The 16,641-nt window shown below is 36.1% G+C and carries 13 protein-coding genes; 6 read left to right on the top strand and 7 right to left on the bottom strand.

Going from position 1 to position 16,641, the window contains the following annotated elements; translation table 11 throughout:
* Positions 1-933 precede the first annotated feature (933 nt).
* From AC0N32_RS05235 to AC0N32_RS05205, 7 genes are all read right to left on the bottom strand, one after another.
* Positions 934-2,091 carry a DegT/DnrJ/EryC1/StrS family aminotransferase gene (locus AC0N32_RS05235; protein ID WP_476392808.1) on the bottom strand — a complete coding sequence of 386 codons (1,158 nt, stop codon included), beginning with the start codon at positions 2,089-2,091 and terminating at the stop codon, positions 934-936.
* Between the two features lie 20 nt (positions 2,092-2,111).
* Entirely contained in the window at positions 2,112-2,708 is a 597-nt protein-coding gene (locus AC0N32_RS05230; RefSeq protein ID WP_476392807.1) for an acetyltransferase, read from the bottom strand.
* Between the two features lie 11 nt (positions 2,709-2,719).
* The gene (locus AC0N32_RS05225; RefSeq protein ID WP_476392806.1) at positions 2,720-3,325 is read right to left on the bottom strand and encodes a sugar transferase; all 606 of its coding nucleotides are present in this window, start codon (positions 3,323-3,325) and stop codon (positions 2,720-2,722) included.
* A gap of 202 nt (positions 3,326-3,527) precedes the next feature.
* Entirely contained in the window at positions 3,528-4,817 is a 1,290-nt protein-coding gene (locus AC0N32_RS05220) for a nucleotide sugar dehydrogenase (protein WP_476392805.1), read from the bottom strand.
* Positions 4,818-4,835: 18 nt separating this feature from the next.
* The gene (locus AC0N32_RS05215; protein ID WP_476392804.1) at positions 4,836-5,804 is read right to left on the bottom strand and encodes an SDR family oxidoreductase; all 969 of its coding nucleotides are present in this window, start codon (positions 5,802-5,804) and stop codon (positions 4,836-4,838) included.
* Between the two features lie 2 nt (positions 5,805-5,806).
* The gene (locus AC0N32_RS05210) at positions 5,807-8,140 is read right to left on the bottom strand and encodes a GumC family protein (protein ID WP_476392803.1); all 2,334 of its coding nucleotides are present in this window, start codon (positions 8,138-8,140) and stop codon (positions 5,807-5,809) included.
* A gap of 8 nt (positions 8,141-8,148) precedes the next feature.
* Positions 8,149-8,856 carry a polysaccharide biosynthesis/export family protein gene (locus AC0N32_RS05205; protein WP_476392802.1) on the bottom strand — a complete coding sequence of 236 codons (708 nt, stop codon included), beginning with the start codon at positions 8,854-8,856 and terminating at the stop codon, positions 8,149-8,151.
* A 916-nt stretch (positions 8,857-9,772) separates the two neighbouring features.
* Here AC0N32_RS05205 and AC0N32_RS05200 point away from each other — a divergent pair.
* The 6 genes from AC0N32_RS05200 to AC0N32_RS05175 all read left to right on the top strand — a co-directional run bounded on the left by AC0N32_RS05200 (position 9,773) and on the right by AC0N32_RS05175 (position 16,607).
* Positions 9,773-10,603: a helix-turn-helix domain-containing protein gene (locus AC0N32_RS05200; protein WP_476392801.1), complete on the top strand. Its 831-nt coding sequence runs from the start codon at positions 9,773-9,775 to the stop codon at positions 10,601-10,603.
* 53 nt (positions 10,604-10,656) lie between these two features.
* Entirely contained in the window at positions 10,657-11,076 is a 420-nt protein-coding gene (locus AC0N32_RS05195) for a hypothetical protein (protein ID WP_476392800.1), read from the top strand.
* A gap of 291 nt (positions 11,077-11,367) precedes the next feature.
* Positions 11,368-11,892 carry a hypothetical protein gene (locus AC0N32_RS05190; protein WP_476392799.1) on the top strand — a complete coding sequence of 175 codons (525 nt, stop codon included), beginning with the start codon at positions 11,368-11,370 and terminating at the stop codon, positions 11,890-11,892.
* An 81-nt stretch (positions 11,893-11,973) separates the two neighbouring features.
* On the top strand, positions 11,974-12,786 hold the full coding sequence (locus tag AC0N32_RS05185; protein WP_476392798.1) for a fimbrial biogenesis chaperone: 813 nt from the start codon (positions 11,974-11,976) through the stop codon (positions 12,784-12,786).
* Complete coding sequence (locus tag AC0N32_RS05180; protein WP_476392797.1) at positions 12,779-13,804, top strand: hypothetical protein; 1,026 nt, start codon at positions 12,779-12,781, stop codon at positions 13,802-13,804. Before AC0N32_RS05185 ends, AC0N32_RS05180 begins: the two co-directional genes overlap by 8 nt.
* 7 nt (positions 13,805-13,811) lie before the next feature.
* A complete protein-coding gene (locus AC0N32_RS05175; protein ID WP_476392796.1) occupies positions 13,812-16,607 on the top strand; it encodes a COG1470 family protein in 2,796 nt (931 codons plus the stop codon).
* Positions 16,608-16,641: the final 34 nt, after the last annotated feature.

Genomic DNA, 16,641 nt, shown 5'->3' with positions numbered 1-16,641 from the left:
AACGGAAAATCTGTCATAAAATACTATGATAAGAAAGCGAAAAAAAAAGATTATAATTTTTATTAAAAAGTGTAAAAAAAACACTTTTTAACGTTAAAATTCTCTGAAATTTTGATTTTTTATTTACCATTTTTATATGCAAGACGTAAAATTTGTGCTAAAAAGGAAATATGTCGAAAAAGCACTATTAAAATTTATGATAACCAAAAATTAAATAAACCTATGATCTGCTTTGTAATTAAACAATGGTGACTTATCGATACCGGGCTTTATTTTTTTATTTAAGATTTGCGCTAATGGCACAACTTCTGATATAGGAAAGGTAATCACTTAAATCAAAATGTTATGTCAATAAAAATACAGGTTGCCGTATGTACAGATTGTAGCGGCTAGTACGCTTCTGCTCCTTTAGAAAAAAAAGATATCTCAAATCCGGAAATTACCGATCATTTTTTTTACCATGGCGAACCTTGGTTTACACTGGATATTATTGGTTTCGAAAAATTCAAAAAGTATGAAAATACTGAAATCAGAATATTAGAACTTGAAGATCATCAGAAACAGGATCATCTTCATTGTCATTGTTTAAAGAAAAAGGCAGCATCTAAAAAGAAATACATTTATAGTGCTTCAAAAAAGGAGAAAAATATCCCGGCTACAGAAAGGATCGATGCAGAAACAGATATTTATTTTAAGGACCTGTATTACACTTATAATAACTTTCATGGGATTAGTCAAAATACCTACAATAATGGCAACAGGAAATTTCATTAGCTGTTATCAAACAAGATAAAAAGAAGCAGGAATAATCTAATTCCTGCTTTTATTTTTTTGCTCAATCCTGTGTGTAAATAGCCTTTATCAGTAGTTTACTGATATCTTTTTGGTAAGTTTAAATGTGAATTGCCTATATATCAATAGCAACAATTTTTTTTAATGTGATACCAGACTTTTCTTCTGAGTAAGAACATTCAGCATGACTTTTTCAATTCTGCCTCTATCTTCATCAGTCAGATTAGATCCGGAAGGAAGACACAGGCTTGTTTCAAAGAGCTTTTCTGCAAAATCACCTCCATAATAAGGCGCATCTTTGAATACCGGCTGCATGTGCATTGGTTTCCAGATCGGTCTTGATTCAATTTTATCTTCTAAAAAAGCCAGGCGAAGGTCTTCTCTGTTCTTTAATGCCAATTTTTCGTTAATAGTAATCACTGACAGCCAATGATTGCTGTAAAAATCATCGTTTGGCTCGCCAAACAACTCAACACCTTCCAGATCTTTTGAAATCTGAGCATAGAACTCATGCATTTTTCTGCGTCCTTCTACTCTGCTGTTCAGAACTTCCATCTGTCCTCTTCCAATTCCTGCACAAATGTTACTCATTCTGTAATTGTACCCTATTTCAGAATGCTGGTAATGCGGTGCTTTATCCCTCGCCTGTGTCGACAGAAATACGGTTCTGTCTTTATCTTCTTTTGAATGACATACCAACGCACCTCCTCCGGAAGTAGTTATGATTTTGTTTCCGTTAAAAGATAAAATGCTGAAACGTCCGAAAGTACCGCAGGCTCTGCCCTTATATTTAGATCCAAGTGACTCTGCGGAATCTTCGATCAGGGGAATATCATATTCTGAGCAAATCGCCATGATCTCATCCATTTTTGCGGGCATTCCGTATAGATTAACAGCAATGACGGCTTTTGGCTTCTTACCTTTTGCAATTCGGTCTTCTACGGCTTCCCTTAAGGCTACCGGGCATATATTCCATGTATCTTTTTCAGAATCTATGAAAACAGGTGTTGCTCCGAGATATACAATAGGATTGGCAGATGCTGAAAATGTTAGCGATTGGCAAATCACTTCATCACCATAGCCTACATTACATTCAATCAGTGCCAGATGCAATGCACCTGTTCCTGAAGAAAGTGCTGCGACTTTTACTTCCTGACCCAGAAAATTTTCCAGATCACTTTCAAAGCCGTTTACGTTAGGTCCCAAAGGAGCTATCCAATTCGTATCAAATGCTTCGTTGATATATTTGATTTCTCCGCCACCCATGTGAGGGGAAGAAAGCCATACCTCAATGTTCATAATTTACTTTATTTAATTGTTTATAATTCGGTGATTTTTATAATTTTACCAGGATTTCCAACTACTGTGGCACCATCAGGTATATCTTTGATGATTACTGCACCTGCTCCAATACTACACCATTTTCCTATCCGTATTCCCTGGATGATACTTGCACCCAAGCCTATATGGGTACCTTCTCCAACATAAACACTTCCTCCTAATGCCGCATTTGGCGAAATATGCACAAAATCTTCAATAAAACAATCATGATCTACTGATGAATTGGTATTGATGATACAATGTTTCCCTATACTTACTGAAGAGTTTATACTGACCCCGGACATTACAACTGTTCCTTCTTCTATATCAACCCTCCTGGAGACCGATGATTTTGGATGAAGTAAAGTAACATACGTAAAGAACGTGTTCTGTTCAACAATATTCTTTCTTATACTATTATTTCCTATTGAAATGATGATGTCTATACTTTCCGATGGCACTTCGTGAATGACCTCATAATTAAGAAGTGTCTTTTTAGATCGATCTTCGTCTATAAATCCTTTAATGTGATATCCCTTTTCTTCAGCAATTTCAGCAACTACCTTGCCATGACCGCTTGCTCCGTACAAATACATTCGTTATCTGTTTAATTATTTCCGTTAAATGCCTCAGTGGTTGCCTGTCCTTCTTTATTAATCCCTTCTTTTTTAAAAACTTTTTTAAAAGTAAGAAGTATGATTTTACAATCCAGAATAAAAGAAAGATGGTCAATATACCAGACGTCTAATTCAAATTTTTTCACCCATGAGATAGCATTTCTTCCGTTTACCTGTGCCCAGCCTGTTATTCCGGGGCGTACTTCATGTCTACGTCTCTGGGTGGTATTGTATAGCGGAAGATACTGGGGCAGCAGCGGACGGGGTCCTATAAGCGACATATCACCTTTGAGCACATTGATAAGCTGGGGAATCTCATCCAGAGAAGTCTGGCGAATGAAATTCCCTATGGAAGTTAGCCTGTCAGCGTCCGGCAGAAGATTACCCTGGCTGTCCTTTTTGTCCGTCATGGTTTTAAACTTGACGATATTGAACATTTTTTCATGCATCCCGGGTCTTGACTGAAAAAAAAATGGCTTTCCATCATTCTGAAAATACAAGATAATCAAAACGATCACAAATATAGGTGAAAGTATAATCAATCCAATAAGGGCTATCAGAAAGTCGATTATTCTTTTAAATACACTTTTATACATTCTGTATTTTTATTTTAATATGCATTAAATTCTTTCATAATGAATTATGATCGATCTAATATTAACTTTACAAACTAAAATCTGTCAATAGCATGCTTACATACAAAATTATCTAAATAATTTACTTCTTTTAAAATTTAGATAAACTTAAATTCAGGAAATATGAAATGAATTTTAAATATATTTATATCTATAATTCCCTTTAAAGTCTGGAATCACATTCTGCAAGAATTCCTTGTACATCATAAATTACACCATCGTCTTTCAGGTAATCATTCAGATTCAGATTCATAAATTCATTATGGGCGACAGTAAGGATGATCGCATCAAACTTTCGGTCAGGCATTTTTTTGACAAGATTTAGCCCATATTCATGCTCAACCTCTTTAGCATTAGCCAATGGATCATAAGTAGTGACTTTCAAAGAATAATCTTCAAGCCCGTGAATAACATCTACCGCTTTTGTATTACGGACGTCCGGGCAGTTTTCTTTAAAGGTTATTCCTAAATTTAATACCTCTGCACCATTGATGTTTAGATTTTTCTTAATCATGCATTTTACAAGCTGCGATGCCACATATTGCCCCATAGAATCATTAAGACGACGCCCTGCCAGAATTATTTCAGGATGATAACCATTTTCCTGTGCCTTCTGTGCAAGATAATAAGGATCTACGCCGATACAATGACCGCCTACCAGCCCTGGTTTAAAATGTAAAAAATTCCATTTTGTTCCTGCAGCTTTTAGGACTTCGTGGGTATCTATCTCAAGTAAATTGAAAATTTTTGCCAGTTCATTAACAAAGGCAATATTGATATCTCTTTGTGAGTTTTCAATGACTTTGGCGGCTTCGGCAACTTTTATAGTGGGAGCAAGATGAGTACCTGCTACAATTACTGATTTGTAAAGATTGTCTACAACCTGACCAATCTCAGGGGTAGAACCGGAAGTTACTTTTAGAATTTTTTCTACAGTATGGTCTTTATCTCCCGGATTAATACGTTCCGGGGAATAACCTGCAAAAAAATCTTCGTTAAATTTCATTCCAGAAATTTTTTCTAAAACCGGAATACATTCTTCTTCTGTTACCCCTGGATATACTGTAGATTCATAAATAACAATATCGCCTTTAGAAAGCACTTTACCTACTGTTTCTGACGACTTATATAATGGGGTAAGATCCGGACGGTTATGTTTGTCTACAGGCGTAGGAACCGTTACTATATAGACGTTGGCATCTTTAATATCCTTAAGGTCCGCCGAAGTAAAAAAACCACTATTCTTTTTGCCGAAAGGATTTTCATCAACTAAAACCGATTTCAGAATTTCGCTTTCTACTTCTAATGTACTATCTTTTCCTGATCTCAACTCACCAATTCTGCTCTCATTAATGTCGAATCCTACGACCGGATATTTTGTGGCAAATAAACGCGCTAGAGGAAGTCCTACGTACCCAAGACCAATAACTGCGATTTTATATTGTTTTCCCATAAAAATTCTATTTGATCGTTATCTTAAATTTTCCCAATACCATTTGACGGCTTCTTTTAGACCATTTTCAATAGGATGGGTAGGCCTGTATCCTAGAAGAGTCTTAGCTTTTTCTATGGAAGCAAGCGAGTGTGGGATGTCTCCTACACGGTTCGGACCATGTACAATTTCGACGTCAGCAATCTTTGCATCGTAATCACTTAAATATTTTTTAATATAGTTCACAAGGTCATTCAGTGTTGTCCGGTCACCTACAGCCGTATTATAAACGGTATTAATAGCTTCAGGATTGTCAGTAAGCATAGCCAGTTCATTCATCTGAATCACATTATCAATATAGGTAAAGTCTCTCGAATAATCCCCGGTTCCGTTGATCTTGGGAGACTGATGATTCATTAACTGCTTTACAAACAAAGGAATTACTGCAGCATATGCACCGTTGGGGTCTTGTCTTCTTCCAAAAACATTGAAATACCTTAATCCTATACACTCTATACCATACGTCCTTGAAAAAACATCTGCATACAATTCATTTACATATTTGGTAATCGCATACGGAGACAAAGGCCGGCCGATGACATCTTCTACTTTCGGTAAAGAAGCTGAATCACCATACGTTGATGATGATGCGGCGTATACAAAACGCTTCACCTTTGCATCTCTCGCAGCCACGAGCATATTAAGAAAGCCCGAAACATTTACCTCATTGCTGGTGATCGGATCGTTGATTGATCTTGGAACCGAACCGAGTGCAGCCTGATGTAAAACATAATCCGCGTTTTCAACTGCTGTTCTGCAAACTTCAAGATCGCAGATGCTTCCTTCGATCAATACATAATTAGGGTTTTCCAGAAAAGGCTCTACATTATAGCGGTGCCCCGTGGAAAAATTATCAAGACAAACCACTTCAAAGCCTTTATTTAAAAAATGCTCAGTAAGGTTGGAACCTATGAACCCTGCTCCCCCGGTGATTAAAATTTTACCCATCGTTAAATTTTAAAAATTCTATTCCACCACTTTTTCTTGTTGGTATCCTGACTGTAGCCATATCCATAACTATAATTATAGCCATAACCTCCTGCTCTCTTGGTAACATCATTTACAATGAAAGATACATTAGTAAGCTTACCATCTTTAACAAGATCATTGGCAAAATCAATAAGTATATTCTTTGATTCTCCTGATCTTACAACATATAATGTAGCATCTGCAACATCTGCTATACTTAGTGTATCAGAAACCAGCATGAGTGGTGCCGAGTCTATAATGATATAAGCGTACATGGATGACATTTGAGCGATGAGCTTTTGATATCTCCCATTCGAAAGAAGTTCCTGAGGATTTGGAGGAATAGTTCCCGCATAGATTACATCACAATAAGGGTTGGTATATGAATTGTGGATAAGTTCTTCAACATGTACGGATTCATCGTATAAAAATTCTGTAAGACCTTTTCTTTTTACAGGTTCACTATCATATCTCTGAATTTGTGGATTCCGTATATCTGAACCGATCAAAAGAGCCCTTCCGTTTTTATTGGCGATGGTTAAAGCAAGGTTAACAGAAACAAGGGTTTTACCTTCACCTTTTACAGAAGAAGTAACCATAATAATTTTTGCAGAATCTTTCTTCGGCAATACAAATTTAAGATTTGAAACCAAAACTCTGAATGCTTCTGCCAGTTCGGAAAAGTCATTTTTCTGTACCAAGTGATTATCTGTTTCCTTTAAAGAAGGGATATCTACCAAAACACCTAAATTAGATCTTTCTTTAATGTCATCCCTACTGTAAATTTTATCATCTAAAAGGAATATTAGGTAAAAAATAGCAAAAGGAATAATCAAACCAAGAAAAAACGCTCCGAGAATAACAATATTTTTTTTAGGAGAAACCGGTTCATCTTCAGTAAAGGCAGGATTCACAATTTTAGCCTTAGGAACATCAACTGATAAATTGATTGCGTTCTCTTCCCTTTTTTGAAGAAGAAAGAGAAAAAGCTGTTCCTTAAGATTTTGCTGGCGTTCGATCCCCCGGTATACTTTTGATTGTCCCGGTACTTTTTCAATCATCGTATTAGCTGTTGTAATCTGATTTTGTAATTGTGAAATGGTTGCTTTCACTGCATCTTTCTGTTCTCTGATATTATCCCTGATAATGTCTTTTAATGATGCAATCTCCCTGTTCATTTCTACCACGGCCGGGTTTTCATTCGTGGCCTGTTTCAGCGTCTTGTTTCTACTGATTAAAATTTGGTTATATTGCGCAATAGATTGCTCAAGAGAAGGATTTAAGCCAAGATTTGAAGGCATTAACTGATTATTGCCTTTAGAAGCCTCAGTAGTAAGTGAATTTAAGAGATCAAGCTGAGCCTGCTGCTGTAAAAGTGCCTTTGTATTCTCACTTGTATTTTGCATCGCTAATTGAGCCTGCGCCTGAAGATCAACAATACGATTTCGGTTTTGGAAATCTTCCTTTTGGTTTTCAACTCCAGAAAGATCACGGGTAATCACCTCCAGTCTCTTATCGATAAACTTCTGTGTATTTTCAGCTTGTAAGTTTTTATCTCTCTGACCGTCTAAATTATATTGGCGTGTAACTTCATTAAGAATTGTTTCCGACTTCTCTGGTACCGACCCAACTAAGCTTATGTCCATCAACATAGCTTTTTCATCTGGTAAATTTACCTGAATTGTTTTTTCAAGTTTCTTTACTTTTTCAATAGGACTCCAAAAGACAATTTTATATCCCGGCTTCACCTCATAAAGAGAATTTCTGGTTAATACCACTGTTCCAAAATCAAGCTTCAAAGGAGCATTGAATTTTCCGGAAAATTTTCTATTATGTTCATTTACAATAGTGAAATCGTCTCCAGAAATTTTTGTGAGATGATATTCGGATGAAACAAATTTAGGATCAAAATTCAAAATTTTACCCGCGACAGGAACTTTAGTAAAGAGTTGATAATCTTTAATTTCTCCTGTATTGTAATATTCAACATTAAGATTCAGATTTTTTACAACCTGCATTAATATTGGTCTTGATGTGACTACCGCCGCTTCACTTTTAAGCTCATCAGAATTTCCCAGGCCTATTCCAAGGTTACTGAGATCAGAAAGCGCTGAAGTCAGATCATTTTCTTTTTTGTCAAATTTTAAAGTTGTTTTTGTCTGATATTTTGGAACACTGTATCTTAAATAGCCAAAAGCGAATATTAAAAAAACGAATACTGATGCCAAAAACCAAGGCCATTTATAGAGGTATTTTGCAATTGCTTTCCTTATGTCTAATGTTTCCTCCTTTTCCTGAAGTTCAATTTGTTGCATATTTACAGTTATCTTTTTAAAGCAATAATTAAGGTAGCTACAGTGACCAATGTACCAATAATCTGGAAGGTTAAGGCCCTGTTCGGATTTGAATTTGCCTGGATCTGCTTATTATGATCAGGCTGAACATACAATATATCGTTTTGCTTCATATAATAATACGGAGAGCTTACAATGTCTGATCTGGTAAGATCAAGATTAACGATCTCATCACTTCCTTCGTCTGTTGTTCTTATAAGCTTCACATGTGTACGATCACCGAAATCCGTCATATCTCCAGCAAGGCCAAGCGCCTGGAATACATTGATTTTCTGTGACAAACTCTCTTTCTGTCCGGGTTGTTTTACCTCTCCTAATATGCTTACATTAAAGTTTTTCAGGGTAATTGTCACCAAAGGATCTGTAAGATATCTTTTTAAACGAGTTTCCAGATCCTGTTTCAATTGAATTTGGGTCATTCCTTTAGTATATACATCACCTATTACGGGAAAATTGATGTAACCTTCAGAATTTACAAGATATTCGCTTGGCTGTACATATTGGTTCACGCCGTTCGTATTTTCACTGCCTACTTTATTTGCGGTATTAAGGTTGAAAGGTTTTACCGCAGCTTCATCCAGTGCAGAAACAAGAATAAGGAGAACGTCTCCCTCCTGAATGTGCAAACCCTGAAACTTGGCTTTCGCTACTTCTTCTTCCATATTATCCTTCGACATGTATACCATGTTTTGCTTTGGTTTACACGATAATAATGTAATAGATACCAACAAAAGATATTTAATAATATTTTTACTCATAGTTATTTAATCAGCTAAAGATAGCACTCTGTTTTTAAAAAGAGCTAAATTATTTTTTAAGGTTATAATATTAATTTGTAAACTCACTTTTAACTGTGGATTTTTTTAATGCTTTCCTATAACAATTATTCTGCCGAAAACACATTATTAGGAAAATAAATTCTGCATCCCACAGAATGATCACATTATCAGCATAATTATTTATGACTGCTTTTTTCGTAAATCAAAATCAGTATTAATAAAAGTAAAATTGTTATACATTATTAGCCTCTTCTAACATATCTTGTTTTTACACCCCAAAGATAATAAATTATGTATACAATAACTACAATAATTCTAAGTACCGGGATAATACGGATTGCCATGGTAAAGGCTGTTAAATATCATATAACAGTGATAAAAGGAGCAACATTCTGAAAATCTTAAGACATAATGGGTTTTATCATTACAATAAAAAAAGACAAGACTGAAATTTACTTTTTTTAGATTTTATTCATTTTTAAAACATCATAGAAAAATTTTTATGCATTTCCGGAATCGTAATTTATGTTAAGAATGTGAAAATTATCTCACTTTTTATAATGCTTCCTAGTGAAGAATTTTGATTTAATCATGTTTTTCAAATTATATGTAGAACTGTATAACAATAATTATAATTTTAATCTTTATTATAAAAACAAAACAATCGTTATTCTTTGCATTGATAGCGCATTATATATAAGGAATAAATACTATATTATTTAATAATTTTATAGAATTATATCTAATAAAATGATATCAATATAATCTCCGCAAAAAATTATCTTAGCGCGCTATTAATTCAGCAGAAAATAATATGTATATCATTACAAATCAGCTAAAGGAAAATGGTTTCAGTATAAATCGGTTGGATCAAATCATCAAAAGAAATAAGAACAACAGAAAATTCAATAGCCTGGAATACTTTTTCATTTTTATCGCCATGGAAGATATTGAAATGAAAGTTGAAAATAATACCCACCCTATTACTGCTGGAAATATCGTATTTGTTGGACCCCAAAAAACTTTTGAATTCGGGAGTACTCCGGGTTACGATACTTTTATCATCGCATTTTCTTCAAGCTTTTATGAAAGATCGATCAAGGACAGCTTGTTTTTAAACTCCCAACTCTTTTTCAATTATAATTCCGATATTTTCGTAGCGCCATTCATTAATATAGAACAGATGCGTGTGGTCTTTATGGAAAGGATGGAAAGTTTCCGCCGTAAAGACAAAAGCCTGTATGTTTCCGCAGCTCATAATGCCATTGAAAGATTAATTCTTGATGCTTTTCTTCATATTCCTACAGAAGAAGTAAAAAAAGATATAAAATTTGATTATCTTTATTGTGTAAACAGATTTAAGGTCATTCTGCAGCGGGATTACAAAACAGCTAAAAAAGTATCTCATTACGCCAGCGAATTAAATATAACCCCACGAAAACTGACGGAAATGACAGAGTATGTATTAGGTAAAAGTGCGAAACATGTTATTATTGAGAAACTTATCAGTGAGTCTAAAAAAATGCTAACCTATACCAATCTTACTGTTTCACAAGTCGCGTACGAGTTGGGATTCACGGACGAAGGAAACTTTACCAACTTTTTTAAAAAACACACAGAAAAAAACCCTTCAGAAATGCGATAATTAAAAAATATTTGTATATTTGATTATGTAACCACACGGTGATAAATCAGGAAATGTATACCAAGTATTTTATTATTACAATCTGTCTTCTTGCTTTCACTTGCTTCCGTGCCCAAAACGACGGAACGACTGTAAACGTGAGGTTATTTCCTGTCCAGATGCTTGCCATCACTTCTCCGGATAAGGACTCCTATACAACAAAAGACGATCAGGAATCAAGATTTGTCATGATTTCAAGTCCTTCAGGATTTGAAATAAAAATGCAGCACACCAATGATCACTCTAGCGACTTTAAAGATCGTGATGACAAACGTCAGTCACTGAATGAGGATAAAGCCTACAACCTTCTTAAATACAAAAAGGGAGTTATTGAAAAAATATTTGAAATCAACCATCATCTGAAAGACAGTGAGAAAAATATGGCAACGTTGCCCGAAGAAGACTATTATGTCTTGACAATGATGTCTAATTAAATAAAAATTAACTAATAAAAACAAAAAAAATATAGATTTAAAGTTTTATTAATTTAGCACACATATTTAATTAATGATTATTTAATTTTAAAATAATCGCATTTTGTGGAGTTATTTCCATTTTCATAATTATTTTTTATTGAATTATCAATAAAAACATATTCCTATATTGCTTATTCTCAGCTACAAAAATTACAAAAGATTGGTATTTTTTCACAAAGATCCTAATAAATCTAGTCAATACATTTGCACCATAATTTTTGAATTAATATTAAAAACAATAATCGTATTATGAAAAAGTGTATTTTAGCTTCATTTGCTTTGTTAGGGTTCGCAGCAATGAAGGCACAACAAACCGTTACTTTAAACGTTAGATTAAAACCAATCCAGACTTTGGTGGTTAACAGTTCACAGAAAATAGTAAACTTAGACTACGTTACTAAAGATGATTACGCAAGCGGTGTATCTTCTCCAAATCCAGATCACTTAACAATCTACAGTACCGGTGGATTCCAGGTGAAAGTGAAAAGCGCTAGTGTAGCTTTACAAAACGGAAATAAAAATATTCAGGCCAGTAGTATTCAGGTAAAAGCAAGTGCAGGTACAAACGCCGTAAACGGAGCGCAGTACTCTCAGGCTGCTACTCTATCTAATAACGATGCACTATTGGTTACATCTGCAGCAGGAGGTGTTAATAAGCAAATCAGCATTGAATATAAAGGTGCAGGAGGAAACGCGTATTTAGACAATTATATTGTAGGACAGGATCCTACAGTATATTCTACTGAGCTTACCTACACTATTATCGCGCAATAATAAATATTGTAGATCATTTACAAAAATAAAAATGCTACAAGTAATTGTGGCATTTTTTCTGCTGTTTTAGTCTTAAATTTCATGATGAACAAGACCTACAAAATACATCTTATTTTTATCTTTATTTTAGTTTCATTTTTACCTCAGGGCCACGCACAGACAGGGGTGTCTGTATCGCCACCGCGAGTATATTTTGAATCTACCGCAGGAAACAGTAATACGCAGAAAATCACCGTTACCAACGTAAGCACCAAAAACACGCTCGATCTCGCGTTGAGCCTCGGAGACTGGGAATACAATGAAAAAGGCGAAAATATGATGTATGCTGCCAATACACTCAAAAATTCCTGTGCAGGATGGATCAGTGTAAAAAAAGAAGACAACTATTTTTCACTGGCTCCGGGACAAAGAAAAGATATCGATGTTACCATTACGGTTCCCAATAAACCTATTGACACATTAGCTGCGCATACGGCTGTTCTATATGTAAGCCAGATGAATCCTGTAGATGATGTAGACAGTAAAGGGGCCAAAATCAAGGTAAGCATAAGGTCCGGAATAAAAATTTTCCATAAACTGCCTGCTGCTAAGACTAAAAAAATTGAAATTCAGAATCTTACCTTTGATAAAACAAAAAAACAGCTCGATCTGTTTTTTGAAAATCAGGGAAATATCTGGACAGATGGCAAAGTGTATACAGATCTGGTCAATACTGAAGATGGCAAGAAGATTTCCATAGATCCTATTATATTTTATACCATGCCGGGTAATAAAAGGGAGATGGATATCCTGCTTCCTGCCGATCTTCCGAAAGGAAAATATACAGCATCCGTAATGATCGATTACGGAGACAATAATCTTGAACTCGGCGAGTTAAATTTTATGTATGATTAAAACAATCTCAGTCGTACTTTTATTAATATGTCAATATTGCTATTCACAGATTTCTTACTATTCATGGGTTAATAGTTATCTTCAGATCAATTCGTACGACGGAAACACAAATCCTGATGCCTACACCGCCATGTTGAGCGGAAACGGCAATTTCAATGTTCCTTTATGGCGGCTGTCCGCAAAATTGCAGCAACCTATAAAATCTACCGACGGGAATTATACCATCCCCGGCAACAAAATATCTTTGCATCCGGTATCTTCTTCGGGACAGGCTTATCCAAATCCGGTGCCTTCGATCCCGCAGATTGGCATGCCTCTGAATGTTTTCCTTCAGGAAGGACAGGAAGTATTTCTGGTTCCCAGTTCCAATGCACCGTTATACAATCAGCCCAGCCAGCCTAACGGATATTACAATCTGCAGCTGAAGTTCAGCCTTACCGTTATGGGTGGAGCTTATCTCGGAAGCTATCCGGCGTGGATGAAATTCTACGCTCCGGTAGAATTTACCTTGTATGATCAGTATAATAATGTGATCGGTAAAATGAGCCACAATTTTGAGCTACAGATCGGCACACTTTCCGGAATACCACCAACAGATATTCCTGAATTGTCACTCACTTTTGCTCCCAGCGCACAAAATGCCCTTCTGGAATTCAAAAGTTTGGATGACTATACCAATGGCGTAAGTGTTACTTATAATAATGCTCTGATTGTAAAGAGCAATACGAATTACCAGATCAAACTGAAATCCTTACAGTCTCAGTTTACCTCATCCCTGGGCAATACCATCCCCATAGATGCCGTAAAAATGGTACTTTCTTCAGCAACAGCCAACACCAATGTTTTTCCTATCTCATTGAGTCCGTTGTCCCAGCTCATTGCCAAAGGGAACGCTACTCAGGGAAATACGGTGAGTTACGACGTAAAATATTCTACCACCCATAATGATGAAATTTTCATCAGCGCAAAATCAGATGACTATACTGCGACTCTTCAATACGAGATAACACCTCAATAAAAAACTAATGCCTTTTAACCATTTTCGGAGAATCATCATCCTTCTCATTCCTTTTCTTTCATTGCTGGTTTCTGCTCAGACCGGGAACGGCCTCAGCATGAAAATCCGTGAGGAATCCACTATGGGAAGAGATCGAATCATAAGCACTGTTGCCGAAATTAAAAACGATTCTCAAACCCGTTTTAACGGAAAATTAAACATTATAGTTCCCACAGGATTCAGAAATATCTCAGGAAATATCTCGGATATTGATATTCAGCCGGGCGGAAATATTTATCTGCCTGTAAAAATTCTTATCAACAGCAACGCCGGTTTTGGTGAAAGTAAAATTGATTTTAACCTTACCGACCTTCAGAATAAGAACTTAGTGACCAAGACAATTACCCATCATATCGCTGAAAACAACTCAATGGCGATTAGTACCGACACCCCTGTTATTTATATGAGCAATGTAAATGATTCTATTGAGGTACGGGCAAGAGTTTCTAATTTGGGAAATAAAAGGCAGGATGTCACTATTGTATTTAAAATTCCTGAAGCAGACCAGGGAAACTTTTTTGTTGAAAAGAAAGGAAGTATTGCCATCCAGAAAGACTCCGTTTTCATTTACAGGTTCAGGCCTTCAAACAATCTGGTAAGAACGCCTCAGTTCAGTGTAAATATTGTAGGCTTCCGGGATCCCGATAAGGAAATATTCGGGAACAGTACGGTTTCAATTCAGAATAACTCGTCTACACAGCGATATCAGTCTTTGGACAATAATACTTTAAGCTATACGAAAAACAGCATTACAGCAAGCTACCGTTATCTTGGAAGAGAATCTTTCCTATACCAGATGATTGGTTCAGGAGGCTTCAATCTTCCGTCCGGATATGTTTTCATAAGAGGAAACATTTACAAGACAAACGGTCCGGAAGATCCTGTCATCAACAACACGTTCGTGACTTACAAAAGGGAAAAAAGTGAATTTACCGTAGGAAATATCAGTAAAATTATCGAACTTTCACTATACGGAAGAGGCGCGGAATACGCTTTCACCTCATCCGACAAAAATAAAAAGCTGGAATTCGGGTTTATCGACCAGAGCTTCAGTCTTATAGAAAGAACTCCTTTCCTGAAATTGGGTTATGGATTTTATGTTCGCGGGACACTCGGGGCAAGTAATGCAAGCCGCAATATTTCGGCCGCTTATGTGTTTAAAAATGATCCTTTCGAAAAAGCTAAGCATAGTCTTTTAGGGGCAGATTTCCAATATACTCTAAGCAAAGAATGGAAAGTAAGCGGAAAATTATACAGCGGATTAAGTACTTACGAAAGCCTCAATATCACAAAACCTTCAGGCGCTTTGGAAACGCAGTATTCAGGGATCATCAATAAGATCAATCTCAGTGGTAATTATTCATTCAGCAGCAATTATTATCCGGGCAACCAGAGAGGAATATTCCAGGTGCAACAGAATATTTCCAGCAATATTTTTAAAGATAATTCCATTTATGCCAATATGATGGTATCTAATTTTTCACCTAAATTTTATTTTTACAATAACAATCTCGAAACCAACAGCAGCAGGCTGGAAGCAGGATTTAATTTCCCAAAGAGAAAAAATTTCGGTCTGGGCATCAGTTTTCAGTATCAGAATGAAAATTCAAATACCTACAATACTTTTTTCGGACTTACGGAAAACAAGGAGCTGAAAGAAATGACTGCAAAAAGACTGATCGAGCGCATCAGCTGGTCGAGTAACGACAGAAAGCATTCTTCGATCGTCGGAATAGAAACAGGATTGGTGAATTACCCGGGTGCCGACAAAAGCCAATATCAGATGAAATTTACGGGAAACTATGCCTACAAATGGCTGAATTTCCAGTTCATCTACCAGTATGGAAGCTACTATCTCTCAGAATATGCTTTTTCAAAATTACTCGGGGCCAGCAGTAATTACGAAAAAACCTCTGCGTCAGCATTCATAACCAATACCATGCTGAAGGGCAAACTGAGCATTAATTCAGGCTTGTCGTATACCGATGATACGCTTTACGGGAAGTCGCCTTCGGGGTTTGTTAATGTGAAATTTTCAAAGGAACGTTACGGATTCTATCTCAATTCTTCATGGTTCAGTTACTCCCTGAATAATTTTACCAACAATCTTCTCACCGTCGAAGCCGGGGTTACCATTAATTTACGGAGCAATAACCTGGATGCCGGAAAGAAAAGCAATCTTACCGCTTTTGTCTATTATGACCGCAATAATAACAATACCTACGATGAAGGCGATGAGAAAGCACCTGGCTACATTATCATGCTCAACGACATTACATTCAAAACCGACGACGACGGGAATATCGGATACCGCGCGATTCCTTACAACCGATATACCTTAAGACCGGTAGTCCAGCAGGGATGGTATTATAATGAATCTGAATTTGATGTGACTGCACACCAGTATGTCCTGCAGATTCCACTGCATCAGAATGGTACTGTTCAGGGAAAAATAATGTACGAGTTCGATAAAAAAACAGCTCTTGAGTTTGAACCGAAATCCGGAGGAATTGCTTTCGAAATCTATAAAGGCGAACAGCTCGTAAGACATTGCATCACGGATGATAATGGTGAAATTGTATCTTTTATAGAATCCGGTACCTACAAAATAAAGCTCAACGAAAACTCATTGCCTTCCAATACCTATTGCGAAAATATAATGCAGGATTTTGAAGTGGTACCCGGAAAAATAAGCCAGCTCAACGTATTCATTATAAAAGTGAAAGAAAAGAAAATCAGGGTTAAAAAATTTGGCGGTAAATAATTTTACCCCCCATTATTGCTCCCGGAAAAGGCAT

It is taken from the genome of Chryseobacterium endophyticum, assembly GCF_056333165.1.
The sequence above is the reverse complement of the archived record's forward strand: the minus strand, read 5'-3'. Positions and strand labels throughout refer to the sequence as shown.